Genomic DNA, 24,658 nt, shown 5'->3' with positions numbered 1-24,658 from the left:
CCCGAGTCGTTGAGCTGCGACAGGCTCGCCGTGAGGTCGGTCGAGTCGTCGTCGGCCGCGAACGCGCTGCCGGCGGCCAGCGGCAGCGCGGTGAGGGCGAGGGCGGCGGACAGGGCCAGCGACTTCTTCGCTGAGATCACGTGTTCCTCCAGGAGGTCGGTTCGTCGACGGCATCGTCTCGGACAGACGGCGCAGTCCCGGCCGTCCGTTTGGGAGACCATCACGGTCGCCGCCGGGGCGCCAGCAGAATGGGGCGCCGTTATCCGACTGTGATGGAAGGTCACCGCTTCAGGTGTCCGTCGAAGAACCACCGGAGAGTGACCGATCCGGAGCGACCGTGGCTCCGAAGCGACGATCCCCGGGACCCGCGAGCACGCTGTCACGACGGGGGTCGGCGCCGCGGGCCCACGAGCCGGCAGCCGCGCACCGCGTCACCGTGCCGGGCGGGGCCGGACGGTGCCGGCACCCGCCCGTCGAGCGGGGCGGGGAGGACGCGTGCGGTCAGCCGACCTCGTCGGCCAGCCAGCGTGCCGCTGCCGTCGCGTCGGCGTGGCGGAAGCGGAAGCCGCTGCCGAGCAGCACCTCGGGCAGGACGCGCTGGCTGGCGAGGACCTCCTCCGCGAACCCGCCCACCACGACGCGCAGGGCCGGGGCGGGCACGGGCAGGACCGTGGGGCGTCCGAAGGCGCGGCCGAGCTCGCGGGTGAGCTCGGCGTTGCGGGCGGGGGCGGGACCGGTCAGGTCGACGGGCCCCTCGACGTCCGCGGTGAGCAGGTGGACGAGCGCGGAGACCTCGTCCTCCAACGTGATCCAGCTCCACCACTGCCGCCCGTCGCCGAGCGGTCCGCCGAGGCCGAGCCTCAGCAGGGGGAGCAGCTTCCCGAAGGCGCCGGCGCCCGGGGCCATGACGAGCCCGGTGCGCGCGAACGCGGTGCGGATCCCTGCGTCCTGGGCGGGTCGCGCCGCGGCCTCCCAGTCGACGACGACGTCCGCGAGGAACGTCGACCCCGGGGAGGAGCGCTCGGTGAGGACCTCCTCGCCGCGGTGGCCGTAGACGCCGATCGCCGATCCCTGGACGAGGACGGACGGGCGGGGGTCGAGCCGGGCCAGCGCCTCGGCGAGGGTCCGGGTCGGCTCGGTGCGCGAGGCGAGGACCTCCCGCTGGTAGCCCGGGCTCCAGCGCTTGTCGCCGACCCCGGCGCCGGAGAGGTTCACGGCGGCCTCGACGCCCGTCAGCGCCGCCACGTCGAGCTCGCCGCGGGCCGGGTCCCAGCGGACCTGCCCCGGCTCCGTCGGCTCGCGGCGCACGAGCTGGACGACCTCGTGCCCCAGCCCGACGAGCCGCTCGCGCAGCGCCGTCCCGATCAGGCCGGACGCGCCGCACACGACGACCTTCACGACGACGTCCCGCGCGGGGCCGCACCGTCGGCCGTCACCACGTCCGTGCTCGCCCGATCCACCACCTGGGGGCTCCCCTCCTGCCGCGTCCACCGCCCGCCGCACACGGGCGCGGCGGGCGGTCGACGACGGCTGCGTCCGCTCAGAGCCCCAGCTCGGACTCGAAGGCGCCCTCCTCGAGGCGCGCCTTCAGCGTCGAGAGGAAGCGGGCCGCGTCGGCGCCGTCCACGATGCGGTGGTCGTAGGACAGGGCCAGGTACATCATCGACCGCACCGCGATGGACTCGCCGCCGTCCCCGTCGGCCACCACGACCGGCCGCTTGACGATCGACCCGGTGCCGAGGATGGCCACCTGCGGCTGGTTGATGATGGGCGTGTCGAACAGGGCGCCGCGGCTGCCCGTGTTCGTGATGGTGAACGTGCCGCCGGACAGGTCGTCCGGCGTGACCTTGTTGGTCCGGGTGCGCTCGGCGAGGTCGGCGATCCGCCGGTTCAGACCCGCGAGGTTGAGGTCCCCGGCGTCCTTGATGACGGGGACGAGCAGTCCTCGCTCGGTGTCGACGGCGATGCCCAGGTGCTCGCCCGCGTGGTAGACGATCGAGTCGCCGTCCACGCTCGCGTTCACCTGGGGGAACGCCTTCAGCGCCTCGGTGGCGGCGAGCGCGAAGAACGGCATGAACGACAGCCGGCCGCCCTCGCGCTGCTCGAAGGACGACTTGGCCCGGGCCCGCAGGCGGGCGATACGGGTGACGTCGACCTCGACCACGGTCGTCAGCTGCGCCGAGACCTGCAGCGACTCGACCATGCGCTGCGCGATGACCTTGCGCAGGCGGCTCATCTTCTCGGTGGTGCCGCGCTTGCCGGCGGCCGCCTGCGCGGTCTCCCGGGTGCGGTCGGCGACCGACGGGCGCGCCGGGGCGGCCTGCTCGGCCGGCGCCGTCTCGGCCGGGGCCTGCTGGTCGCCCTGCGGGGGCTGCTGCGCGCCCTGCTCGGCCGCGGCGAGGACGTCCTGCTTGCGCAGCCGCCCGCCGACGCCGGTCCCGGTGAGCGTCGACAGGTCGACGCCGTGCTGCTGCGCCAGCCTGCGCACCAGCGGCGTCACGTACCCGCTGCCCGTCTGCTGCGGCGAGGCGCCCGCGGTGGAGCCGCCCGGCGCGGAGGCCTGGGGCTGGGCCGTGCCCGTGGGCACCTGCGGCGTCGGCGAGGTGTAGGCGTCGGCGTCCTGCTCCGGCTCGGACTCCCCGGCGGGCGGGGCCTGCGGGTCGCCGCCGTCGTCCCCGGACCCGCGCGAGGACGTCTTCTCCTCCGCCTGCTGCTCGGCGGCCTGCCGCGAGGCCGCCTCGTCGCCGAGGTCCTCCGCGTCGTCCGCGCCGCCCGGCTCGGGGGCCGGGGCCTCCTGCGCCGTCCCGGCGTCCTGGTCGCCCGAGGGCTGGTCGGCCGAGGGCTGGCCGCCGACGACGACCAGGTCGGTGCCGACGTCGACGGTCTCGTCCTCGCCGACGAGGATCTTCGTGATCGTCCCGGCCACGGGGGAGGGGACCTCGGTGTCGACCTTGTCGGTCGAGACCTCGAGGAGGGGCTCGTCGACCTCGACGGTGTCGCCCTCGGACTTGAGCCAGCGCGTGACGGTGCCCTCGGTGACGCTCTCGCCGAGCGCCGGCATGGCCACCGGCGTGCCGCCGCCCTGGTCGCCCGACCCGGACCCCTGGCCCTGCTGCCCCGCAGGCTCCTGCGGGGCGGGCTCCGGGTCGGCCTCGGCCTGCTGGTCGTCCTCGCCGCCCGCGTCCTGCTGGTCGGAGCCGCTGCCGGCGCCGTCGTCGCCCTCGCCGTCGCCGATGACCGCGAGGTCGGCGCCGACCTCCCCCGTCTCGTCCTCGTCGACGAGGACGAGACGGGGGAGGTCGGCGCCGACCTCCCCCGTCTCGTCCTCGTCGACGAGGATCTTCTGCAGCGTCCCCGCCACCGGCGAGGGGACCTCGGTGTCGACCTTGTCGGTGGACACCTCGAGCAGGGGCTCGTCGACCTCGACGCTGTCGCCGACCTGCTTGAGCCAGCGCGTGACGGTGCCCTCCGTGACGCTCTCGCCGAGGGCGGGCATCTGCACGGACTGGGACATGGGGTCTCCTGTTCAGATCGTCGGACGGCTCGGCGGGGACGGGCCGGCTCGGCCCGCGGCCTCAGCTGTGGCTGTGGAGGGGCTTGCCGGCGAGCGCCATGTGCGCCTCCCCGAGGGACTCGTTCTGGGTCGGGTGGGCGTGCACGAGGGCTGCGACCTCCTCGGGGAAGGCCTCCCAGCTGACGATGAGCTGGCCCTCGCCGACCTGCTCACCCATGCGCTCGCCGACGGCGACGAAGCCGACGACCGGTCCGTCCTTCTGCCGGACCAGCTTGACGAAGCCCGCCGTGCCGAGGATCTGGCTCTTGCCGTTGCCGCCGAGGTTGTACTCGAGCACCTCGACCTGGTCGTCGCCGTGCAGCTCGCGCGCCTGGCGCTCGGTGAGCCCGACGGAGGCGATCTCGGGGTTGGAGTACGTCACGCGCGGGACCATGGCGTCGACGACGGGGGCGGGCTGCTGCCCGGCGATCTCCTCGGCGACGAAGATCCCCTGCGCGAACCCGCGGTGCGCCAGCTGCAGGCCCGGGACGATGTCGCCGACCGCGTAGACGTCCCCGCCGCCGTCGGTCTTCACGCCGGTGCGCAGACGGTCGTCGGTGATGACGAAGCCGCGGTCGAGCGTGACGCCCGCCTCGGCGTACCCCAGGCCGTCCGTCGTCGGCCCGCGGCCGACGGCGACGAGCAGGAGCTCGGCGTCGAAGGTCTTGCCGTCCTCCAGCTCGACGTGGACGCCCGAGTCGTCCTGCGTCACGCCCTTGAACCGGACGCCGGTGGAGAAGGCGATCTTGCGCTTGCGGAAGGCTCGCTCGAGCGCCTTGGACGCCGCCTCGTCCTCGGCGGCGACGAGACGGGGGAGGGCCTCGACGATCGTCACGTCGACGCCGAAGGACTTCCACACGCTGGCGAACTCGCAGCCGATGACGCCGCCGCCGAGGACGACGACGCTCTTCGGCACGGAGTCGAGCCGGATCGCCTGCTCGCTCGTGATGACCCGGCCGCCGAGCTCCAGCCCGGGCAGGGTCTTGGAGTAGGAGCCGGTCGCCAGGACCACGTCCTTGCCCCGGTAGCGGGTGCCGTCGACCTCGACGGCGTCGGCGGCCACGAGCCGCCCCTCGCCCTCCACCAGGGTGATCTTGTGCGCCTTCACCAGCCCCTGCAGGCCCTTGTAGAGGCGGCTGACGATGCCGTCCTTGTACGTGTTGACGCCGGCCATGTCGATGCCGTCGAGCTGCGCCCGGACGCCGATGCTCGCGGCGTGGCGGGCGGAGTCGGCGACCTCGGCGGCGTGCAGCAGCGCCTTGGTGGGGATGCAGCCGCGGTGCAGGCAGGTCCCGCCCAGCTCGGCCTTCTCGACGAGGCACACCGACAGCCCCAGCTCGGCGGCGCGGAAGGCCGCGGAGTACCCGCCGCTGCCACCACCCAGGACGACGACGTCGTAGACGGTGTCTGCGGGGGACTCGGGCACGCGGGGCTCCTCGGCTCGCTGACGGCGGTGGTCCGCCCCGGCGCGGACGCGTCGTCCGGCGGACGCGGTGTCGTCGTCCGGCGGACGCGGTGACGTCGTCCGGCGGACGTGGCGACGTCGGGCCAGGGCGTCGCCCATCCTGGCACTACCGCGGCGCCGCACGGCAACCGGACGCCGCCGACGCCCCGCCCGGACGGTCCCGCGCGCAGCGGGTCGTGGGGAGGCGCGGCTAGCGTGACCCGGCGGGCCCCGCACGGGCCCCGGCGCACGAGGGGCCCGGACGGGCCGGCACGACGACGGGAGGCGGAGGCACATGGGCTGGTGGTCCCGGCTGGTCGGCCGCGCAGGTGCCCGCGGGGGCGCCACGTCCTCCGCGGGGTCGACGGGGACGAGCGCCCGCGCCGAGCGGGGAGAGGCGTCCTCGCACCTCGCCGAGTTCGCGCGCACGCGGGTCGGCGTCGAGGCCTACCTGGAGCCCGCGACCCACGACACCGGCCTGACGCTCCTGCTCATCGCCACGGACGGGGAGTGGACCCGCCGCCGGGTCCCGGACGCCCGCACGGCCCGGTCCTTCGCGCAGGACCTCGCGATGCCCTTCTACGACGTCAACTTCACCGGCTACCCCCAGCGCATGCGCGACTGGAACGCCCGCAAGCGCGCCGAGGAGAAGGCCCGGCGCCGTCGATGACCCCGCCGTCCATGACCCCGTCGTCCATGACCCCGCCGTCGACGACCCCCCTGTCCGTCGACCCCGGGTCGGGCGTCCCGCCCTTCGAGCAGCTGAGGGCGCAGGTCGTGGCCGCGGTGGAGGCGGGTGGGCTCGCGCCGGGGGAGCGGCTGCCGCCGGTGCGCCGGCTCGCCGCGGACCTCGGGCTGGCGCCGGGCACCGTGGCCCGCGCGTACAAGGAGCTGGAGGCGGACGGCGTCGTCGAGACGCGCGGGCGCGCCGGCACGGTCGTGGCGGCGCGGCCCGGGCCCGAGGCCGAGGCGGTGCAGGCCGCCGCCGCCTTCGCCGAGCGGGTGCGTCGCCTGGGCCTCGACCCCGACCGGGCGCTGGCGCTGGTGCGGGCCGCTCTCGCGGGAGGGTGACGGGCGGACCACCGCTCGCGCCGGTCCGCCACGGGCGGTGCCGCGAGGCCGAGGACGACGCAGGGCGCCCACCCCGGCCGGGGAGGGCGCCCTGCGTCGGTCCCGCCGCCGGGGCTCAGCGCGCGGCGGCGTCCTCGAGCACCTGGACGAGCGTGCGGACGGCGACGCCCGTGCCGCCCTTGCCGGTGTAGCCCCACGGCGCGCCCTCGTTGAAGGCCGGCCCCGCGATGTCCAGGTGGGCCCACGGGATGCGGGGGCTGCCCTCGCCGCCCGTGCGGCCGACGAACTCCCGCAGGAAGAGGCCGGCGACGAGCATCCCGCCGTAGCGCTCGCCCATGTTCTTGATGTCGGCGACGGGGGAGTCCAGGCTCGCCCGCAGCTCCTCGGGCAGCGGCATCGGCCAGAACTGCTCGCCGGAGCGCTCGGCGGCGGCGAGGACCCGACGGCCCACGGCCTCGTCCTCGGCCATGACGGCGGCGACGCGGCTGCCCAGGGCGACCATCTGCGCACCCGTCAGCGTGGCGACGTCGAGGATGAGGTCCGGCTTCTGCTCGCTCGCCGAGACGAGCCCGTCGGCGAGGACGAGCCGGCCCTCGGCGTCGGTGTTGAGCACCTCGACCGTGCGGCCGCCGTAGGTGGTGATCACGTCGGAGGGGCGCATGGCACCGCCGCCCGGCATGTTCTCGGCGAGGCACAGCCACGCCGTCACCTCGACGGGCAGCTTCAGCCGCGCCGCGGCGACGACGGCCTGCAGCACCGCGGCGGCGCCCCCCATGTCGCACTTCATCGTCTCCATCGACGCCGCCGGCTTGATGGACAGGCCGCCCGAGTCGAACGTGATGCCCTTGCCGACCAGCGCCACCTTCGCGGAGGCCCCGCGCGGCGACCACGTCACGCTCACGAGGCGGGGTCCGCGCGCGGACCCCTTGCCGACGCCGGTGAGGCCGCCGTAGCCGCCCTTGGCCAGCGCCACGTCGTCGAGCACCGTGACCTTGAGGCCGTGCTCCTTGCCGGCGGCGACGGCGACGTCGGCGAAGGACTCGGGGTACAGGTCGACGGGCGGGGCGTTGACGAGGTCGCGGGTCGCCGCGACGGCGTCGGCGAGGACCCGGGCGCGCTCGACCCCGGCCCGCAGCGCCTTGTCGCGGGGCGAGGAGGTCAGGAGCACGACCTCGCCGACGGGCGCCTTCTGGGCCCCCGACGTCCGCTCCTTGTAGGTCGTGTAGCTGTAGGCCCCCAGCAGGGCTCCTTCGACGGCGGCCACGCCGTCCTCGACGTCGGCCGCGGGCAGCGCCAGCGCGAGCGTCCCGAGGCCGGCGCACGCGCGGGCGGCGGCCCCGGCGGCCCGGCGCAGCGCCTCGCGTCCGGGCCGGCCGCCGGTCACGCGGCCGACGCCGGCGAGCACGAGCACGTCGGCGGAGGCGCCGCCGGCGGACGGGACCCGGACGACCTCGTCGGCGGCACCGGACACGCCCAGGGCCGTGAGCGAGCCCGTGAGCCAGCGCAGGGCGCGAGGGAGGTCGGCGAGGAGGCGGGGGCCGTCGTCGGTGACGGCGACGGCGAGGACGACGGCGTCGGCGGAGGCCGACGCGGCGTCCTTGTTCTGCAGGGTCACGGAGGTCATCCGGCGAGGCTACCGAGGGGGACCGCGGCCGCGACCTGCGCTCGTCCGGGGGCGGCCCGTCCCGTCGGCGCGCTCGCCGGTCGTCCGGGCGGGAGGCCGGGTCCTCGCTAGGGTCGACGGCCGTGAGCACCGCAGCCGGACCGGACGCCCCCGACCCGCGGACCGCCGGGGGAGGCCGGGACGCCGGGCGGGCGGCGCAGCGGGCCGCCGCCGAGGCGCCGCAGGTGCGGGAGGAGGCCGCCGACGAGGTCGTCGCCCCGCCGTCCGCGCAGCACGGCCCGCTGCACGAGCGGCACGTGGCCGCCGGCGCCAGGATGGCGGACTTCGGCGGCTGGTCGATGCCGCTGGAGCACGCGGGCGGCGGCGTCGTCGCCGAGCACCGGGCCGTGCGCGAGGCCGCGGGCCTCTTCGACGTCAGCCACCTGGGCAAGGTGCGCGTCCGCGGCGAGGGGGCCGCCGCCTTCGTCGACGGGTGCCTGGCGAACGACCTCGGGCGGATCGCGCCCGGCCGGGCGCAGTACACGCTGTGCTGCGCGGAGGACGGCGGGGTCGTCGACGACCTCATCGCCTACCTCGTCGGCGACGACGAGGTCTTCACGGTGCCGAACGCGGCCAACGCCGCCGAGGTCGCGCGGCGGCTGCGGGAGGCGGCCCCGGCCGGGGTGGAGGTGCTCGACGAGCACCGCGAGCACGCGGTCCTCGCCGTGCAGGGGCCGGAGTCCGACGGCGTCCTGCACGCCCTCGGCCTGCCCGTCGGCGCGGACTACATGGGCTGGGTCGAGGCGTCGTGGCGCGGGCGGCCCGTGCTCGTGTGCCGCACCGGCTACACCGGCGAGCGCGGCTACGAGCTGGTGCCCCGCTGGGAGGACGCGGGAGACCTCTGGGACGCCGCGCTGGAGCAGGTGCGGGCCCGGGACGGACGGGCCTGCGGCCTCGGGGCCCGGGACACGTTGCGCACGGAGATGGGGTACGCCCTCCACGGCCACGAGCTCACCCGGGAGATCACGCCCGTGCAGGCGCGGACCGGCTGGGCGGTCGGCTGGGACAAGCCCGCCTTCTGGGGGCGCGCCGCGCTCGTCGCCGAGCGCGAGGCCGGACCCGCCCGTCGCGCGTGGGGCCTGCTCGCCGAGGGCCGTGGCGTCCTGCGCTCGGGGCTGCCCGTCGAGGGCGCCGACGGGACGCCGCTCGGCACGACGACGTCCGGCACCTTCTCGCCGACGCTCGGCGTGGGGATCGCGCTGGCCCTGCTCGACCCCGGGGTGGCGCGCGACGACGTCGTGGCCGTCGACGTCCGCGGGCGCAGCGTGCGCTGCCGCGTCGTCCGGCCGCCCTTCGTGCCGGACCGCACCCGCGCCTGAGGCACCCGGCCCGCCCGGCGAGGGGACGTCAGGCGGCGCGGCGCGAGCGCACGGCCTCCACGAGGAGGGGGACGAGCGTGAGCACCACGACGACCCCCACCACGGGCAGCAGGTAGGTCTCCAGCCCGGGGACCCGGCTGCCCAGCAGGTAGCCGGCCAGCGGGAGGCCGAGCGACCAGACCAGCCCGCCGGCGACCTGCGCCGGGACGAAGACCCGCGGGCGCACGTGCATCGCCCCGGCCAGCGGGTTGAGGACCGTGCGGACCACCGGGACGAAGCGCGCGAGGACGACGGCGCGGCCGGGTCCGTAGCGCTCCAGGACGGCGGCCGCGCGCTCGGCGCCCCGCCGCAGCCGCGGGCGGCGCGCGCCGTCCAGGAGCCGGGGGCCGGCGACCCGCCCGAGCTGGTACCCGGTCTGCGCGCCCGCCAGGGCGCCCACCGCGGCGGCGGCGAGGACGGCGGCGAGGTCCAGGTGCGTGGCCGACGTCGCCGGCGAGGCCGCCAGCAGGCCGGCCGTGAGCAGCAGCGTGTCGCCGGGCAGGACGACGCCCACGAGCAGCCCCGTCTCGGCGAAGAGCACCAGCAGGATGCCGAGCGGGCCCAGCGAGGCCAGCAGGTGGTCGGGGTCGAGGAGGCTCACCGGTCGCCCCGCCGCCGCAGGAGGGCCCGCCCGCCCACGGCCAGCCCGGCCGCGACGGCGAGCGCGGCGGCGACGGCCGCGGCCAGCCCGACCGGCCCGGCGACCCCCGTCGCCGCGGGGGCGTCGTCGACCGCGGCGACCTCCGGGGCGGGGGCGCCCACCGCCACGTCGACGGGCCGGTCGCCGGCCCGGGCGGCGTCGGGCAGGTCGACGGCGGGCTGGCACGTCGTGACCGGGTAGCCGTCGAGGGCGCACAGGACGCCGTCCTGCGCCCGGAGGTCGGCCACGTCGTCGAGGACGGCCTCGCCCGAGGAGCCGTCGGGCACCTGGGCGCAGGCGGCCCGGGGCCCCGGCGGCTCGTCGGAGCTGCCGGGGGGTGCGTCGACGGCGCGGCCGTAGTCCACGACGACACCGACGCGCACCTCGCCGTCCACCGGCTCGACCTCTCCGCAGACCTCCTCGAAGGACGGGGCGCCGCGCGGCGGTCGTGGCCGGTCGCCGGACCCGACGGTCGCGAAGCGCCAGCCCTCGACCGTCCCGTCCTCGGCGGTGCGGGCGCTCGGGCCGACGGGAGCGAAGGTCCAGGCGCCGTCCCGGAGGAGGAACGACCCCCAGTAGGCGTAGGCCTGGGGCGCCGCGGACGCCGCCGTCGACGTCGGTGCGACGGCTGCTGCGGCCGGGTCGGCGAGCGTCAGCGCGACCACCGCCCCGAGCGCCGCCGCGCCGCCCGTCCACCCGCGCACGCCCTGCTCGCCTCCTCGCCCGTCGGTCGCCCGACGGCCTCGTGCGGTGCCTCGACCGCCCACCGTGTCCTCGGGCCCCACCGTAGGCACGGCTCAGGTCACGTCGGTCCGGGCCCCGTGGTGGACCCCGGCGCGGACGGCCTCGAGCTGCGCCGCCGCGGCGACACCCAGGTAGATGGCCACCGACGTGAGCTGGCCCCAGAGCAGCAGGGCGACGACGACGGCCAGCGGCCCGTACACGGTCGTGAAGCTCGCGGACAGCTCGACGTACTCCACGACGGCCGCGGTGAGGCCGGACCACAGCAGGAGCACGACGAGACCGCCCAGCCCCAGCCACGACCACCCGGGCTGCACGCGGCGGGGCCCGTGGCGCAGCAGCGCCGTGACGCTCGTGACGAGCAGCAGCGCACCCAGCGGCAGCGCCACCGCCGTGACGACGCCGTCGTCGACCCCGTAGACCTCCTCGACCGCGTCACCGCCCGGCCCGGCCCCCACGAGCAGGAGGAAGCCCGCGAGGGCGGGCAGGCCGGCGACGAGCGCCATGACGACCGCCCGGGCGTAGCGCCGGACGAAGGGCCGGTCCCGCTCGATGCCGTACAGCCGGTTCGCGCCCCGCTCGACCTGCGCCATCGCGGTGGTCAGCACGGCCACGGCGGAGACGAGCCCGATCCACAGGGCGGTGCGCGCACTCCCCGAGGCCGAGGAGTCGAGCGTGCCGGCGACCACGTCGCGGGAGACGCCGGGCGTCAGGCCGATCGCGACCGCCCGCAGCACCCGGGCCACGTCCTGGCCGGAGACGGAGCCCGCGAGGCCGACGAGCGCGACGACGAGGGGCACGACGGCGAGGCAGATCTGCAGCCCGAGGGCCCGCGAGTGGGAGAAGCCGTCGGCGTAGCGGAAGCGCCGGAAGGCCTCGACGGCGAACGAGGGGCCGCAGCCGCGCAGCGTGCGCCACGCGTCGTCCGCCTCGAGGTCGTCCTCGTGCCCCGTCGTCTCGGGCACGTGCGTCGCGGAGCTCACGGGCGGAGCCTCCCAGCCGCGGGAGGCCGCAGGGACCACCCGGACGTCGCCCCACCCCGGCGGGTGCGCGCCACCACCGGGTCGGGAGGCACGACCGGGCGGGGCAGGCCCCTCGGCGCCACCATGGGCGGCGTGGAGCGCGAGGCGGACGACGTCCGGGCCGCGGACCGCCTCGTGCGGGAGCGCGCCGCGCCGGTCCCGGTGCCCGGCGTGCCGGAGGTCGTGCTCCCCACCGCGGCCGACGTGCTGGAGCTGTGGGAGGAGACGGAGCGCGGGTCCGACGGTCCGCGGCCGCCACCGTTCTGGGGCTTCCCGTGGGTCGGCGGGCAGGCGCTGGCCCGGCACGTGCTGGACCACCCGGCGCTCGTGGCCGGGGCCCGCGTCGTCGACGTCGCCTGCGGCTCCGGGCTGGTCGCCGTGGCCGCCGCGCTGGCCGGGGCGGCCCGCGTCCGCGCGGTCGACGTCGACCCGTTGGCGGTGGCGGCCGCGCGGTGGTCCGCCGACCTGAACGGCGTCGGGCTGGAGGTGGTGCGGGCCGACGTCCTGGCGGGCGACGCCCTCTCCCGCGGCGGGGTGCTCGCGGACGCGCGGGTGGTCCTCGTCGGGGACCTCTTCTACGAGCGCGCCACGGCGCAGCGGCTGCTCCCGCTGCTGCGGCGGGCGGCCGGGGCAGGCGCTCTCGTCCTCGTCGGCGACCCCGGCCGGGCGTACCTGCCGACCGGGCTGGAGGAGGTCGCCCGCCACGAGGTCCCCGTCGTCGCGCACCTGGAGGACGCCGACGTCCGCTCGACCGCGGTGCTCCGGGTCGTCTGACCGGCGGGACCCCCGGACCGGACTACGCCGGCGGCTCGTCCTGCATCGGCGTCGCGAAGGTCCCCCGGTAGACGTACTGGGACAGCCGTCGGCGCTGGCGGCTGGACCAGTCGATCTTCGGGCGCCGCGCCTCCTCGGGCACGTACCCGAGCCGGTAGACCGCCATCAGCTCGAGGTCGTCGGGCACCGCGAGCATGCGCTCGATGCTCGCCCAGGCCTCGGGCAGCTCCATCGGGAAGGAGACGAACTGGATCCCCATGCCGAGCTCCACGGTGGTGAGCCAGATGTTCTCCACCGCCGCTCCCATCCCGAACACGGAGTAGAAGCCCGAGAGCTCGCCCGGGCGGTACTCCGAGCGGTCCAGGCAGACGGCGAGCAGCAGCGGGGAGCCGGCGACGAGCTCGCGGTTCTGCTGGGCGAGGGTGCGCGGGACCCGCAGGCGGTTCATCACGGACTGGCCGGCGCCCGTGAAGACGGCGCGGGTGAAGGGCCGCAGCGCCGCGGGCAGCTGGTCGATGTGCATGCCGTCGCGGCGTCGCTCCATCTCCTCGGCCGAGAACCGGAAGTAGGGCTTGTACCGCTCGAAGAAGGTGCCGTTGGAGAGCATCGTCTCCATCGACCCGGCCGAGAGGTCCGCGACGGCGTCGATGGTGGCGCGGTCGTCGACGAGCACGAAGCGCCACGGCTGGCTGTTGAAGTGCGAGGGCGCCGCGCCCGCGACGGTGACGAGCAGCCGCTGGTGCTCCTCGGACACGGGGTCGGGCAGGAAGGCGCCGTTGGTCGTCCGGCGGTCGCGGATGGCGTCGAGGAGCTGCACGGGCGGGGTACCTCCGGTCAGGACGGGTGCCGGGCGAGGTGCACCGCCGCGGCGTAGGCGGGCGCCGCCGACGCGGCGAGGAGCACGTGCGCCCGGGAGGGGGCCCGGACGCGGGGGAGCACGGCCAGCGGCACCAGCGCCGGGACGAGCGCGAGCCCGGCGCGCGAGCCCGTCAGCGCGCCGGCGGCGACGGCGCCGAGGGCGCCCGCCACGACGGCGCCGTACAGGGCGTGGTGCACCCAGTGCGCCCGGGAGGTGTCCACGAGGTGCAGCCCGACGGAGGCGCCCAGGGCGCAGTTCGCGGCGTACAGGCCGCACGCCGCGCCCACGACCGCCCTGGCCGCGCGCTGCGGACGCCGGTCGGTGCGGGACGGGTGCGGCACGTCTCAGCCGATCTTCTGGCCGTGCGCGACCATCGGCCTCGGCAGGCGGCTGCGGCGGATCTGCAGCGCCCGGAAGACGCCGTAGCGCGCGGTCCCCGGCGGGACGTCGTCGCCGAAGCGGGCCGCGAGCCGCTTCGTGAGGTACCGGTTGAGCAGGAAGCTGTCGACCACGACGGCCAGGACGAAGAACCACAGCCCCAGCGTCACGTAGAGGCCGAGGGTCGGCGGCAGGACGAAGGTGAGGACGACCAGCACCAGCGCCGCGAAGAGCAGGTACTCGCCCACGTTGCGCCGCGCGTCCACGAGGTCGCGGACGTAGCGCTTCTGGGGGCCCTTGTCGCGCGGCGGCAGGTAGCGCTCGTCGCCCGTCTCCATCGCGGTGCGCGTCTTCGTCCGCTCGGCGCGCAGCCGCTCGCGGGACGCCTTCGCCGCCGCCTTGCGGTCGGTGACCACGAGCGGACGCCGCCGCGCCGCCTCGACCTCGCTGCGCCGGGGCGTCGGGCGTCCCTTGCCCTGCGGCTGCGACCCGTCGACGGCGGCGGCGGCGCGCGGCGCGGTCTCCACCACGGGTTCCTGCGAGGTCTTCCGTCGTCCCAGCACGGGCCCACGATAGGTGGACCCGCAGGGGCGCGGGCGTCGCCGGAGCGGCCCGCGCGGCCCCGGGGCCGGTCGGGGATCCGGTGTCGAGGCCGGTGTCGGGGCCGCGCGGGGGCGCGCCGTCGGTAGCGTCGCGGGCGTGACGACGACGAGCGCACCCGGCAGCGACGACGACCTCGGCGGGCAGGGCGCCGCGGGACTGGTGGAGCGGGTCCGCGGGCTCCTGCCCGCGGCGCGGGAGGACCTCGAGCGGCTGGTGCGCATCCCCTCGGTGTCCGCCTCGCAGGAGCCGGACGCCGTCGCGGCGGTCGCCCGCAGCGCGGAGGCGGTGGCCGAGCTGCTGCGCGGGGCGGGGATGCCGGAGGTCGAGGTGGTCGGCGCCCGGTGCCCCGACGGGACGCCCGGCGCGCCGGCCGTCCTGGCCCGGCGCCCGGCGCCGCGGGGGGCCCCGACCGTCCTGCTCTACGCCCACCACGACGTCCAGCCGGCCGGTCGCGCCGCGGACTGGACCAGCCCGCCCTTCGAGCCGACCGAGCGTGACGGCCGCCTGTTCGGGCGCGGGGCGGCGGACGACACCGCGGGGGTGGTGGCGCACGTCGTCGCGCTGCGGGCGCTGCTGCCCGGCTGGCGCCCGGACGAGGGCCTCGGCGTCGTCGTCCTCGTCGAGGGAGAGGAGGAGTCCGGGTCACCGTCCCTGCCGGACCTGCTCGCCACGCACGGGGACCGGCTGGCCGCGGACGTCGTCGTCGTGGCGGACAGCGACAACTGGTCGGTCGACGTCCCGTCCCTGACGACGAGCCTGCGCGGGCTGCTCGAGCTCGAGGTCGGCGTCCGGACGCTCGACCACCCCCTGCACTCGGGCATCTACGGCGGCGTCGTCCCGGACGCCACGACGGCGCTCACGGTCCTGCTCGCCCGCCTGTGGGACGACGCCGGCGACCTGGCGGTCGAGGGCCTCGTCCGCGGCGAGGCGGCCGACCTGCCGCGCACCGAGGAGGAGCTGCGCCGGGACGCCGGCGTGCTGGACGGCGTCGAGCTCGTCGGGCGCGGCCCGCTGCTGGCCCGGACGTGGACGCGCCCGTCCGCGACGGTCGTGGCGACCGACGCCGTCCCGATGGCGGAGGCCAGCAACACCCTCGCCGCCGCCGCGCGCGCGAAGCTCTCGGTGCGCCTCGCCCCGGGCCAGGACGTCGACGAGGCCGAGCGGCTCGTCCGCGAGCACCTCGGGCGGACCGTGCCCTTCGGCGCCCACCTGGACGTGCGGCGGCTGGGGTCCGGACGTCCCTTCGCGGGGGACCGGCCGGGCCCGGTCCGCGACGCGGCGGACTGGGCGCTGCGCACGGCGTGGGACGACGCCGAGCCCGCCCACCAGGGGATGGGCGGGTCGATCCCGGTCGTCGCCGAGCTGCTCGACGTCCTGCCCGGCGCCGTCGTCCTCGTGACCGGGGTGGAGGACCCGGACACGCGGGCCCACGGCGTCGACGAGTCCCTGTCGCTCGTCGTCCTCGAGCGCGCCTGCACCGCCGAGGCGCTGCTCCTGGCCCGGCTGGCGGGGCAGGTGTAGCGCCGCGGGGCCGCGTCGGGCCGTCCCGGCCGGCCGTACGCTGGGTCCGCCGGAACACGTCGGCGACCGCCGCCGTTCTCCTGGCGGACGGCTCCTCACGAGGGGCCGGGCAGCGCGACAGGACGAGCTCCAGACCACCGGCGCCCCAGGGCGCCCGCCAGTGCGGAGGCACACATGAGCACGCAGACCTCGCAGCCCTCGGAGGCGACGCAGGCGCCGGCGAAGACCCACGGCGTCGACCTCAGCACCCCCGCCGTCGAGAAGGTCCGCAGCCTGCTCGACCAGGAGGGCCGGGACGACCTCCGCCTGCGCGTGGCCGTCCAGCCGGGTGGCTGCTCCGGCCTCATCTACCAGCTGTACTTCGACGAGCGCACGCTCGACGGGGACGCGGTGCGCGACTACGACGGGGTCGAGGTCGTCGTCGACAAGATGAGCGTCCCCTACCTCGACGGCGCGACGATCGACTTCGCGGACACCATCGAGAAGCAGGGGTTCACCATCGACAACCCCAACGCGGGCAGCTCCTGCGCCTGCGGCGACTCCTTCAGCTGAGCGGGCCGGGCACCTCCCGCGCACGCCGTGACGACCCGACGGGCCGTCGTCCCCCCACCGGGGACGGCGGCCCGTCGTGCGTCCGGGCGCGGGCGACGACGGGCGCCGGCGTGAGGGGGACCCCGGCGTGACGGGATCCCCGTGGGCCGAGCCCCTCGCGGCGGCCCTGGCCCGGAGCGCGCCGGGCGAGGACCTCGTCGCCGTCGGTGCGGACCTGGAGCCGGCGACGCTGCTGGACGCCTACCGGCTCGGCCTGTTCCCGATGGGCACCGGGAGGGCCGGCCGCCGCCCCCTGGGGTGGTGGTCGCCGGACCCGCGCGGCGTCCTCCCGCTCGACGGCCTGCGCGTGTCCCGCTCGCTGCGTCGCGCGTGCCGGGCGACGACCACGACGGTCGGGCAGTCCTTCGCCGAGGTCGTCGACGCCTGCGCCGACCCCTCCCGGCCCGGCCGGTGGATCACCCCCGAGGTGAGGGCGGCGTACCTCGCGCTCCACGAGCGGGGGCGGGCGACGAGCGTCGAGGTCCGGGACGGCGGCGGCCGGCTCGTGGGGGGCCTGTACGGCGTCGTGCTCGGCGGCCTGTTCGCCGGGGAGTCGATGTTCCACCGCGAGCGGGACGCCTCCAAGGTGGCCCTGGTGGGCCTCGTCGAGCGCCTGCGCGACGACGGGGCCGACGGCGCCGGGCGGCTCCTGGACGTCCAGTGGCGGACCGAGCACCTCGCCTCGCTCGGCGTCGTCGAGGTCCCCCGCGCCGGCTACCTCGCGCGGCTCGCCCGGGCCCTCGCGCTGCCGGACCCGCCCGCGCTGCGCCCCGGTGCCGCGGGGGCCGGGGAGACGGCGCGTCCCGCCGCCACCGCCCTCACCCGTCGGGGGGGCGGGGGGTAGCCTCGCGGGCGTCAACACCCCTGGCTCGGACGGGTGGTCGCCTGCGACCGCCGCGGCCGATCGACCGGAAGGCTCATGGTGCGCCCCACCGCCACGAACCGCCCTCGCCGCAGGGCCGCGCCGCTGCTCGCGGGCCTCGCCGCGACCGCCCTGCTCACCGCGGGGTGCTCGTCGCAGGCGATCTCCACCGGCTGGCTGCCGAGCACCGCCGACGCGACCGACGAGACCGGTCGGGTCATCTCGCTGTGGAACGGCTCCTGGATCGCGGCGCTCGCCGTCGGCGTCCTCGTGTGGGGCCTCATCGTCTGGGTCGTCGTGGCCTACCGGCGCAAGCCGGACGACGTCGGCCTGCCCGCGCAGCTGCGCTACAACGTGCCGCTCGAGATCCTCTACACGGTCGTCCCGCTGATGATGGTGGGCGTCCTGTTCTACTTCACCGCCCGCGACCAGTCGGCGATCGAGCAGCTGTCCGACGACCCGGACGTGCAGATCAACGTCGTCGGCAAGCAGTGGGCCTGGGACTTCAACTACCTCACCGACGACGTCTACGAGACCTCCACGCAGGTCGACCTCGACGAGCAGGGCACCCCGGAGACCGCGATCCCGACGCTCTACCTGCCCGTCGACCAGACCGTGCAGTTCGAGCTGACCTCGCGGGACGTCATCCACTCCTTCTGGGTCACCGGCTTCCTCTACAAGAAGGACATGATCCCGGGGCGGACCAACTACATGGAGGTCACGCCCACCCAGACCGGCGTCTACGAGGGCAAGTGCGCCGAGCTCTGCGGCCAGTACCACTCCGAGATGCTCTTCCGCGTCGCGGTCGTCAGCCAGGACGAGTACGACGACCAGATGCAGGCGCTGCGGGACGCCGGCCAGACCGGCCGCCTCGGCGAGGACCTCAACAAGACCGGCTCCGACGGCACGAGGGATGGTGGTGAGCAGTGACCACGTACTACGAGGCCGCCGGCGCCGGTGAGAGCACCACGGCCACGCGCCAGTCCGTCGGCCGGGTCTCCGAGCGCACCCTCGGGCGCGCCGTCGTGTCGTGGATCACCTCCACCGACCACAAGACGATCGGCTACCTCTACCTCATCACCTCGTTCTTCTGGTTCCTCGTCGCCGGGGTGATGGCGCTGATCATCCGCGCCGAGCTGTTCGAGCCGGGCATCCAGATCGTGCAGAACAAGGAGCAGTACAACCAGCTCTTCACCATGCACGGCACGATCATGCTGCTGATGTTCGCCACGCCGCTGTTCATCGGCTTCGGCAACGTCATCATGCCGCTGCAGATCGGCGCGCCGGACGTGGCGTTCCCCCGGCTGAACATGTTCTCGTTCTACCTGTTCGCCTTCGGCGGGCTGATGGTCTTCATGGGCTTCTTCGTGCCCGGCGGCGCGGCCTCGTTCGGCTGGTTCGCGTACGCGCCGCTGTCCGGGCCCGTGTACTCACCCGGGGTGGGCGGCGACCTGTGGGTCTTCGGCCTGGCCCTGCAGGGATTCGGCACCATCCTCGGCGGGGTCAACTTCATCACGACGATCATCTGCATGCGGGCGCCCGGCATGACGATGTTCCGGATGCCGCTGTTCACCTGGAACATCCTGCTCACCGCGGTGCTCGTCATCATGGCCTTCCCGCCGCTCGCCTCGGCGCTGCTGGCGCTGGGTGCCGACCGTCGGCTCGGGGCCCAGATCTTCGAGGCCGAGAACGGCGGTGCCATCTTGTGGCAGCACCTGTTCTGGTTCTTCGGGCACCCGGAGGTCTACATCATCGCGCTGCCGTTCTTCGGCATCGTGACGGAGATCTTCCCGGTCTTCAGCCGCAAGCCGCTGTTCGGCTACAAGGGGCTGGTCTTCGCCACCATCTCCATCGCCGGCCTGTCCGTCACGGTGTGGGCGCACCACATGTACGTGACCGGCGCGGTGCTGCTGCCCTTCTTCGCCTTCATGACGATGCTCATCGCTGTGCCCACCGGGGTGAAGTTCTTCAACTGGATCGGCACCATGTGGCGGGGGTCGCTCACCTTCGAGACCCCGATGCTGTGGTCCATCGGCTTCCTCGTCACGTTCCTGTTCGGCGGCCTGACCGGCATCATCCTGGCGAGCCCTCCGCTGACGTTCCACACGTCCGACAGCTACTTCGTCGTGGCGCACTTCCACTACGTGGTCTTCGGCACCGTCGTGTTCGCGATGTTCGCGGGCTTCTACTTCTGGTGGCCCAAGTTCACGGGCACCATGCTCGACGAGAAGCTCGGGAAGATCCACTTCTGGCTGCTCTTCGTGGGCTTCCACGGCACCTTCCTCATCCAGCACTGGCTGGGCGTGATCGGCATGCCGAGGCGCTACGCGGACTACCTCGCCAGCGACGGCTTCACGGGTATGAACCAGGTGTCGACGATCTTCTCGTTCCTGCTCGGCGCGTCGATGCTGCCCTTCGCCTACAACGTCTACCGGACGTGGCGCTCGGCCCCCCGGGTCGTCGTGGACGACCCCTGGGGCTACTCGCGGTCGCTGGAGTGGGCCACGTCCTGCCCGCCGCCGCGGCACAACTTCACCGCCATCCCGCGGATCCGCTCGGAGTCGCCGGCCTTCGACCTGCACCACCCCGAGGTGGCAGCGGCCACCGCCACCACTCCGGACCGGAACGCCCTGGACCGCCTCTACGGCGAGGCGGACCTCGGCGGCGAGCGGCAGGGGAAGGACCAGTCGTGAGCATCGAGACGAAGCTCTTCTTCAGCGGCATGCTCGTCTTCATCCCGGTGGGCGCCATCTACGCCTTCTTCACGGGAGGAGAGGCCGTCGGCACCACGGGGCTGTTCCTCACCGGCGGGCTGGCCGCGATGGTCGGCGGCTACCTCTGGCTCACCGCGCGCCGCATCGATCCCCGCCCCGAGGACGACCCCCAGGCGCACATCAGCGAGGCGGCCGGTGACCAGGGCTTCTTCAGCCCCTGGTCGTGGTGGCCGCTCCCGCTGGCGCTGGCCGCCTTCACGGTGTTCTTCGGCCTCGCCGTCTCCTTCTGGGTCTGCTACATCGGCGCTGCTCTCGGGGTGGTGTCGCTCGTCGGGCTCCTGTACGAGCACTACCGGGGCCGCTTCGCCCACTGACCCACCGACCCGCCCGCGTGCCCACCGACGCCGCCGCACCCCTGCCGGGGGCGGCGGCGTCGGTCGTCGAGGTGGCCACCGTGGAGGGGCCCGCCCTGGCGGTCGTGCACGTGCCGGGGGGACGGCGGGGCGGTCTCCTGGTGCTCGGGCACGGGGCCGGGGGCCGCGCCGGGGCCCGCACCCCGGACCTGCTCGCGGTGGCGCAGGAGGCGCTCCTGGGCGGCTGGGGCGTGGTCCTCGTCGACCAGCCCTGGGTGGTCGCCGGGCGCGGCATCGCGGTGGCGCCGGCTCGCCTCGACACCGCCTGGGTGGCCGTCGTGGAGCACCTGCGCACGACCGACCTCCTCGTCACCGGGGAGGGGCCGCTGGTCCTGGGCGGCCGCAGCGCGGGCGCGCGAGTGGCCTGCCGCACCGCGGGGGCACTGGGCGCCGACGGCGTGCTGGCCCTGGCCTTCCCGCTGCACCCTCCGGAGCGGCCGGACCGGAGCCGGGCCGCCGAGCTCCCGCAGGACGTCGTGACGCTCGTGGTGCAGGGCGAGCGGGACCGCTTCGGCTCACCCGCCGACGTCGCCGCCGTCGCAGGGCCGAGGACGGAGGTCGTGGGAGTCCCCGGGGACCACGCGCTCCGGCGCGACCGGGGGGCCCTGCGGGAGGCCGTCCGCCCCTGGCTGGGGCGTCTCGCCGGCGACCGCGCGGACGAGGGGGAGGGGCGTCGCGAGTCCTCACGCTGAGGTGAGGACGACGTCCGGGCCGCGGCGACGAGGTGCTCGTGGCCCGGCCGGTGCCGGTCTGCCGGGGCGACCTCGCCCCGGTGGCCGGAGGACAGGACGACAGGACGGCCGACGCCCCGCCCCCTGGACGGGGACGGGGCGTCGACACCTGCTCGGACGTCGTGCGAGCCGGGTCAGGGACCCGAGGTGAGCTCCCGGCGCTCGGCCTCGGCCCCCGTGGGCTGCTCGATGGCCTCGTGCTCGCCGTGGTGCTGCGCCGCCGCGAGCTCCCGCGGCGTCACCGGCTCGACCCGGTCCTCGAAGAAGAAGTTCGACAGCCCGGCATGCACCCTCTCCAGGCCCGAGGGCTTGCTGCCGTCCTCGCGCTTCTTCGGCGGCACCGCGAGGGGGCGGTACGCCTCGTGCTGGACGAGGACCCAGCGGTCCGCCTCCGAGAGCGGCTCGTGGACCTCGAAGTACTCGCCGTCGGCCGTGCGGACGACGCGACCGGTCTCGTGGCCGTGCAGCGCCAGGTCGCGGTCCTTGCGCTGCAGCGACAGGCAGATCCGCTTGGTGACGACGAAGGCCACCGGCGGCAGCACGAAGAAGAGGAAGCGCAGGAGCCACGTCAGGTCGTTGATCGACAGCCCGAACGCGATGGCCATCAGGTCGTTGCCGGCGGCCGCCCACATCACGCAGTAGGAGGTGATGGCCATGACCCCGATACCGGTGCGGACGGGGGCGTTGCGCGGGCGGTCGAGCAGGTGGTGCTCGCGCTGGTCCCCGGTCACCCACTGCTCGAGGAAGGGGTACGCCAGCAGGGCCACGACCATGAGGCCCGGCACGACCAGGGAGGGCAGGAAGATGTTCAGCGACAGCGTGAAGCCGGCGACCGTGAACTCCGGCTGCCCCGGCATCAGCCGCAGCAGGCCGTCGACGAAGCCGATGTACCAGTCCGGCTGCGTGCCCGCCGAGATGGGGGACGGGTCGTAGGGGCCGTAGTTCCAGATCGCGTTGATCGACACCAGCGACGCGATGAGGATGATCACGCCGAAGACGATGAAGAAGAACCCGCCGGCCTTGGCGGCGTACACCGGGAGCAGCGGGAAGCCCACCACGTTGTCGTTGGTGCGCCCGGGGCCGGGGTACTGGGTGTGCTTGTGGGCGACCACGAGCGCCAGGTGCAGCGCGATGACGGCGAGGATGATCCCCGGCAGCACGAAGACGTGCAGGATGTACAGCCGCGGGATGATCGACTCCCCGGGGAACTCGCCCCCGAAGAGGAAGAACACGATGTACGTGCCGACCACGGGGATGGCGAGGATCACGCCCTCGATGATCCGCAGCCCGTTGCCGGAGAGCAGGTCGTCGGGGAGCGAGTAGCCCGTGAACCCCTCGGCGAGCGCCAGGACCGCGAGCATCACGCCGAGCACCCAGTTGAGCTCGCGCGGCTTGCGGAAGGCGCCCGTGAAGAACACGCGGAACATGTGCACGACGATGGCCGCGACGAACACCAGGGCGGACCAGTGGTGCACCTGCCGCATGAGCAGGCCGCCGCGGATGTCGAAGGACAGGTTGAGCGAGGAGGCGTACGCGTCCGACATCGTCACGCCGTACATCGGCGCGTAGGAGCCCTGGTACTCCACGAGCGTCATGCTCGGCACGTAGAAGAGCGTGAGGAACGTGCCGGAGATCAGCAGGATGACGAAGCTGTAGAGCGCGACCTCGCCCAGCATGAACGACCAGTGGTCGGGGAAGACCTTGCGGGCGAACCCCTTGACCAGGCGTGCTGCGCCGATGCGCTCGTCGAAGTAGTCAGCAGCCCCGGCGGACAGGCGGGCGGTGCGGCTGGTGGGTGTGGAGGCAGCCGTGCTGCCGGCGGTGGTGCTCATCCGCGCTCCCAGTAGCTCGGTCCGGGTGGTTCGAGGAAGTCGCTCTGCGCCACGAGGTAGCCCTCGTCGTCGATCCTGATGGGCAGCTGGGGCAGAGCGCGGTTGGCCGGTCCGAAGATGACCTTGCAGTGCTGCGTCAGGTCGAAGGTGGACTGGTGGCAGGGGCACAGCAGGTGGTGCGTCTGCTGCTCGTAGAGGGCCACGGGGCAACCCACGTGCGTGCAGATCTTGGAGTAGGCGTAGATGCCGTCGACGTCCCACCCGGCGCGGGAGGGGTCGTCCTGGACGACGTCCGGGTCCACCCTCATGACGAGGACGGCGGCCTTGGCCTTCTCGTCGAGGAAGTGCTCGCTCTCGTACAGGTTCTCCGGGATGACGTGGAAGACCGACCCGATGGTGACGTCGGAGGCGAGGATCGGCTCCGCGGAGGGGTCGAGGGCGAGCCGCACGCCCTCGTCCCACAGGGTGTGGGCCAGGTCGTCCCCCGGGAGCGGACCGAGGTCGCGCAGGAGGACGACGGCGGGGAGCGGTGCGAGGGCGGCGGCGCCGACGAGCCCGCCGAGGACGAACTTGCGGCGGCCGAGACCGGACTCGTGCCCTCCCTGCACCATGATCGCGGCGGCGTCCTCGCGCTCCGCGTCGGTCCCGCGCTGCGGGTGGCGCTCGTCGATCATCTCGGTGTCGGGCATGAGCGTCTTCGCCAGGTGCACGGCCGCGATGCCGATGAAGAAGATGCCGCACCCCAGGCCGAGGCCGAGCGAGATGTTGCTGACCTGGAGCGTCGCGAAGGTCCCGTCCAGCGGCACCGCGAAGTACGCGACGATGAAGACGAGGGTGCCGAGCGCGGACAGCGCCAGCAGGACCAGCACCTGGTGCTCGGCCCGCCTCGCCGCCCGGGGGTCGACGTCGGCGTTGCGGTGCCGGTGCGCCGGCAGGCCGGGGTTGCGGAACCGGACCGGCGTGCGGCCGGCGTCCGGCTCGTCGAGCGCGGACTTGTCGGAGTTCGGCAGCTGCACGTCGCTCACGAGGACTTCGCCCCCAGCCAGACGGCGCAGCCGATGAGCAGGCCCATGCCGCCGATCCACACGAACAGGCCCTCGGTGACGGGGCCGATGGAGCCCAGGGACCAGCCGCCGGGGGAGGGCGCGGTGTTGACCTCGTCCAGGTAGCTGATGATCTGCTGCTTCTCCTGCGGCGTGATGTTGTCGTCGTTGAAGACGGGCATGGACTGCGGCCCGGTGAGCATCGCCTCGGAGATGTGGCGGTTCTCGACGTCCCCCAGCGACGGCGCGTACTTGCCCTGCGTCAGGGCGCCGCCGGCGCCGACGACGTTGTGGCACATGGCGCAGTTCACGCGGAACAGCTCGCCGCCCGCGGCGATGTCCTCGGGGTCGTCGAGCGCGACGACCTGGTCCGGCTCGGGGATGGCCGGGCCGGGCGCGAGCGAGGCGACCCAGGCCGCGAGGTCCGCGGTGTCCTGGTCGTCGAAGGAACGGGCCTTCTGCGGCGCCTGCGGCGCCTGCTGCGCCAGCGGCATCCGTCCGGTGGCCACCTGGAAGTCGACGGCGGCGGCGCCGACGCCGATGAGGCTGGGGCCGCCGGTCCCGCCCTGCGCCTGCAGCCCGTGGCAGGTCGCGCAGTTGGCGAGGAACAGCTCCTGGCCGCGGTCGACGTCGCCCTCGGCCCCGGCGACCGTGGGGGAGGCGTCGGCCCGGCCGGGGGCGAGGGCGGTGTACGCGGCGCCCGTGAGGACGAGCGCCACGAGCAGCAGCAGTGCCGTGGCGGCCGGGGAGCGCCGGCGGGCGGCGAGTGGTCTCACGTCCTGGTGTTCCTCACGCTCGGGGTGCGGGTGCCGGGCCGCGCGAGCGGCCCGGCGGGGCTCGGAGCC

At 75.1% G+C, this 24,658-nt stretch carries 24 protein-coding genes; 11 read left to right on the top strand and 13 right to left on the bottom strand.

Annotation, left to right across the window (positions count from 1 at the left end; all coding sequences use genetic code 11):
* Positions 1 to 501: 501 nt before the first annotated feature.
* The 3 genes from WDZ17_RS07590 to lpdA all read right to left on the bottom strand — a co-directional run bounded on the left by WDZ17_RS07590 (position 502) and on the right by lpdA (position 4,979).
* The gene (locus WDZ17_RS07590; RefSeq protein WP_339574542.1) at positions 502 to 1,398 is read right to left on the bottom strand and encodes a TIGR01777 family oxidoreductase; all 897 of its coding nucleotides are present in this window, start codon (positions 1,396 to 1,398) and stop codon (positions 502 to 504) included.
* A gap of 142 nt (positions 1,399 to 1,540) precedes the next feature.
* The gene (gene sucB / locus WDZ17_RS07585) at positions 1,541 to 3,514 is read right to left on the bottom strand and encodes a 2-oxoglutarate dehydrogenase, E2 component, dihydrolipoamide succinyltransferase (protein ID WP_339574541.1); all 1,974 of its coding nucleotides are present in this window, start codon (positions 3,512 to 3,514) and stop codon (positions 1,541 to 1,543) included.
* Positions 3,515 to 3,575: 61 nt separating this feature from the next.
* Positions 3,576 to 4,979 (bottom strand): dihydrolipoyl dehydrogenase, encoded by a 1,404-nt coding sequence (gene lpdA, locus WDZ17_RS07580; protein ID WP_339574540.1) that lies wholly within the window; start codon positions 4,977 to 4,979, stop codon positions 3,576 to 3,578.
* A gap of 313 nt (positions 4,980 to 5,292) precedes the next feature.
* Here lpdA and WDZ17_RS07575 point away from each other — a divergent pair, with 313 nt between their 5' ends.
* Positions 5,293 to 5,667, top strand: a complete 375-nt coding sequence (locus tag WDZ17_RS07575; protein WP_339574539.1) for a hypothetical protein — start codon at positions 5,293 to 5,295, stop codon at positions 5,665 to 5,667.
* Positions 5,668 to 5,678: 11 nt separating this feature from the next.
* A complete protein-coding gene (locus WDZ17_RS07570) occupies positions 5,679 to 6,068 on the top strand; it encodes a GntR family transcriptional regulator (protein ID WP_339574538.1) in 390 nt (129 codons plus the stop codon).
* Positions 6,069 to 6,183: 115 nt separating this feature from the next.
* Here the strand turns inward: WDZ17_RS07570 and WDZ17_RS07565 are convergent, their stop codons facing one another.
* A complete protein-coding gene (locus WDZ17_RS07565) occupies positions 6,184 to 7,692 on the bottom strand; it encodes a leucyl aminopeptidase (protein ID WP_339574537.1) in 1,509 nt (502 codons plus the stop codon).
* Positions 7,693 to 7,916: 224 nt separating this feature from the next.
* On the opposite strand from WDZ17_RS07565, the gene gcvT reads away from it, so the two are divergent.
* A complete protein-coding gene (gene gcvT, locus WDZ17_RS07560) occupies positions 7,917 to 9,050 on the top strand; it encodes a glycine cleavage system aminomethyltransferase GcvT (RefSeq protein ID WP_435873331.1) in 1,134 nt (377 codons plus the stop codon).
* Positions 9,051 to 9,078: 28 nt separating this feature from the next.
* Here gcvT and WDZ17_RS07555 read toward each other — a convergent pair whose 3' ends face one another.
* The 3 genes from WDZ17_RS07555 to WDZ17_RS07545 all read right to left on the bottom strand — a co-directional run bounded on the left by WDZ17_RS07555 (position 9,079) and on the right by WDZ17_RS07545 (position 11,453).
* Positions 9,079 to 9,690, bottom strand: coding sequence for a DedA family protein (locus WDZ17_RS07555; protein ID WP_339574535.1), 612 nt, complete (start codon positions 9,688 to 9,690; stop codon positions 9,079 to 9,081).
* The gene (locus WDZ17_RS07550; protein WP_339574534.1) at positions 9,687 to 10,433 is read right to left on the bottom strand and encodes an SCO2322 family protein; all 747 of its coding nucleotides are present in this window, start codon (positions 10,431 to 10,433) and stop codon (positions 9,687 to 9,689) included. Before WDZ17_RS07550 ends, WDZ17_RS07555 begins: the two co-directional genes overlap by 4 nt.
* A gap of 93 nt (positions 10,434 to 10,526) precedes the next feature.
* Entirely contained in the window at positions 10,527 to 11,453 is a 927-nt protein-coding gene (locus tag WDZ17_RS07545; protein WP_339574533.1) for a YihY/virulence factor BrkB family protein, read from the bottom strand.
* 123 nt (positions 11,454 to 11,576) lie between these two features.
* On the opposite strand from WDZ17_RS07545, the gene WDZ17_RS07540 reads away from it, so the two are divergent.
* Positions 11,577 to 12,266, top strand: coding sequence for a class I SAM-dependent methyltransferase (locus WDZ17_RS07540; RefSeq protein WP_422631883.1), 690 nt, complete (start codon positions 11,577 to 11,579; stop codon positions 12,264 to 12,266).
* A 22-nt stretch (positions 12,267 to 12,288) separates the two neighbouring features.
* On the opposite strand, the gene WDZ17_RS07535 is transcribed toward WDZ17_RS07540, so the two are convergent.
* The 3 genes from WDZ17_RS07535 to WDZ17_RS07525 are packed head-to-tail and all read right to left on the bottom strand — an operon-like array spanning position 12,289 to position 14,066.
* Positions 12,289 to 13,083: a nitroreductase family protein gene (locus WDZ17_RS07535; protein ID WP_339574531.1), complete on the bottom strand. Its 795-nt coding sequence runs from the start codon at positions 13,081 to 13,083 to the stop codon at positions 12,289 to 12,291.
* A gap of 17 nt (positions 13,084 to 13,100) precedes the next feature.
* Positions 13,101 to 13,466 (bottom strand): hypothetical protein, encoded by a 366-nt coding sequence (locus WDZ17_RS07530; protein ID WP_339574530.1) that lies wholly within the window; start codon positions 13,464 to 13,466, stop codon positions 13,101 to 13,103.
* Between the two features lie 3 nt (positions 13,467 to 13,469).
* Entirely contained in the window at positions 13,470 to 14,066 is a 597-nt protein-coding gene (locus tag WDZ17_RS07525; protein ID WP_339574529.1) for a DUF3043 domain-containing protein, read from the bottom strand.
* 136 nt (positions 14,067 to 14,202) lie between these two features.
* Here WDZ17_RS07525 and WDZ17_RS07520 point away from each other — a divergent pair, with 136 nt between their 5' ends.
* From WDZ17_RS07520 to WDZ17_RS07490, 7 genes are all read left to right on the top strand, one after another.
* On the top strand, positions 14,203 to 15,627 hold the full coding sequence (locus tag WDZ17_RS07520) for a M20/M25/M40 family metallo-hydrolase (RefSeq protein WP_339574528.1): 1,425 nt from the start codon (positions 14,203 to 14,205) through the stop codon (positions 15,625 to 15,627).
* Between the two features lie 174 nt (positions 15,628 to 15,801).
* Entirely contained in the window at positions 15,802 to 16,179 is a 378-nt protein-coding gene (locus WDZ17_RS07515) for a HesB/IscA family protein (RefSeq protein ID WP_339574527.1), read from the top strand.
* Positions 16,180 to 16,306: 127 nt separating this feature from the next.
* Complete coding sequence (aat, locus tag WDZ17_RS07510; RefSeq protein WP_339574526.1) at positions 16,307 to 17,062, top strand: leucyl/phenylalanyl-tRNA--protein transferase; 756 nt, start codon at positions 16,307 to 16,309, stop codon at positions 17,060 to 17,062.
* 75 nt (positions 17,063 to 17,137) lie between these two features.
* Positions 17,138 to 18,010 (top strand): aa3-type cytochrome oxidase subunit II, encoded by an 873-nt coding sequence (gene ctaC / locus WDZ17_RS07505; RefSeq protein WP_339574525.1) that lies wholly within the window; start codon positions 17,138 to 17,140, stop codon positions 18,008 to 18,010.
* Entirely contained in the window at positions 18,007 to 19,773 is a 1,767-nt protein-coding gene (gene ctaD / locus WDZ17_RS07500; protein ID WP_339574524.1) for an aa3-type cytochrome oxidase subunit I, read from the top strand. The genes ctaC and ctaD overlap by 4 nt, the downstream gene beginning before the upstream one ends.
* Complete coding sequence (locus WDZ17_RS07495) at positions 19,770 to 20,168, top strand: cytochrome c oxidase subunit 4 (RefSeq protein ID WP_339574523.1); 399 nt, start codon at positions 19,770 to 19,772, stop codon at positions 20,166 to 20,168. Before ctaD ends, WDZ17_RS07495 begins: the two co-directional genes overlap by 4 nt.
* Before the next feature lie 17 nt (positions 20,169 to 20,185).
* Positions 20,186 to 20,899 (top strand): alpha/beta hydrolase family protein, encoded by a 714-nt coding sequence (locus tag WDZ17_RS07490; protein ID WP_339574522.1) that lies wholly within the window; start codon positions 20,186 to 20,188, stop codon positions 20,897 to 20,899.
* Between the two features lie 173 nt (positions 20,900 to 21,072).
* Here WDZ17_RS07490 and qcrB read toward each other — a convergent pair whose 3' ends face one another.
* From qcrB to qcrC, 3 genes are all read right to left on the bottom strand, one after another.
* The gene (qcrB, locus tag WDZ17_RS07485) at positions 21,073 to 22,770 is read right to left on the bottom strand and encodes a cytochrome bc1 complex cytochrome b subunit (RefSeq protein WP_339574521.1); all 1,698 of its coding nucleotides are present in this window, start codon (positions 22,768 to 22,770) and stop codon (positions 21,073 to 21,075) included.
* Positions 22,767 to 23,795 carry a cytochrome bc1 complex Rieske iron-sulfur subunit gene (gene qcrA, locus WDZ17_RS07480; RefSeq protein WP_339574520.1) on the bottom strand — a complete coding sequence of 343 codons (1,029 nt, stop codon included), beginning with the start codon at positions 23,793 to 23,795 and terminating at the stop codon, positions 22,767 to 22,769. The genes qcrB and qcrA overlap by 4 nt, the downstream gene beginning before the upstream one ends.
* On the bottom strand, positions 23,792 to 24,658 hold an 867-nt coding region (gene qcrC / locus WDZ17_RS07475; RefSeq protein WP_339574519.1), incomplete at its 5' end, for a cytochrome bc1 complex diheme cytochrome c subunit. The genes qcrA and qcrC, both read right to left, overlap by 4 nt.

The organism is Pseudokineococcus basanitobsidens (assembly GCF_037482545.1).
Lineage (GTDB): Bacteria > Actinomycetota > Actinomycetes > Actinomycetales > Quadrisphaeraceae > Pseudokineococcus > Pseudokineococcus basanitobsidens.
This window is presented reverse-complemented; position numbering and strand designations above follow the sequence as displayed.

Coding starts and splice junctions, on each gene's coding strand:
- qcrB (WP_339574521.1), bottom strand. CDS start 22,770: ATGAGCACCACCGCCGGCAGCACGGCTGCCTCCACACCCACCAGCCGC.
- WDZ17_RS07540 (WP_422631883.1), top strand. CDS start 11,577: ATGGGCGGCGTGGAGCGCGAGGCGGACGACGTCCGGGCCGCGGACCGC.
- WDZ17_RS07575 (WP_339574539.1), top strand. CDS start 5,293: ATGGGCTGGTGGTCCCGGCTGGTCGGCCGCGCAGGTGCCCGCGGGGGC.
- WDZ17_RS07570 (WP_339574538.1), top strand. CDS start 5,679: ATGACCCCGTCGTCCATGACCCCGCCGTCGACGACCCCCCTGTCCGTC.
- WDZ17_RS07565 (WP_339574537.1), bottom strand. CDS start 7,692: ATGACCTCCGTGACCCTGCAGAACAAGGACGCCGCGTCGGCCTCCGCC.
- sucB (WP_339574541.1), bottom strand. CDS start 3,514: ATGTCCCAGTCCGTGCAGATGCCCGCCCTCGGCGAGAGCGTCACGGAG.
- WDZ17_RS07515 (WP_339574527.1), top strand. CDS start 15,802: ATGAGCACGCAGACCTCGCAGCCCTCGGAGGCGACGCAGGCGCCGGCG.
- ctaC (WP_339574525.1), top strand. CDS start 17,138: ATGGTGCGCCCCACCGCCACGAACCGCCCTCGCCGCAGGGCCGCGCCG.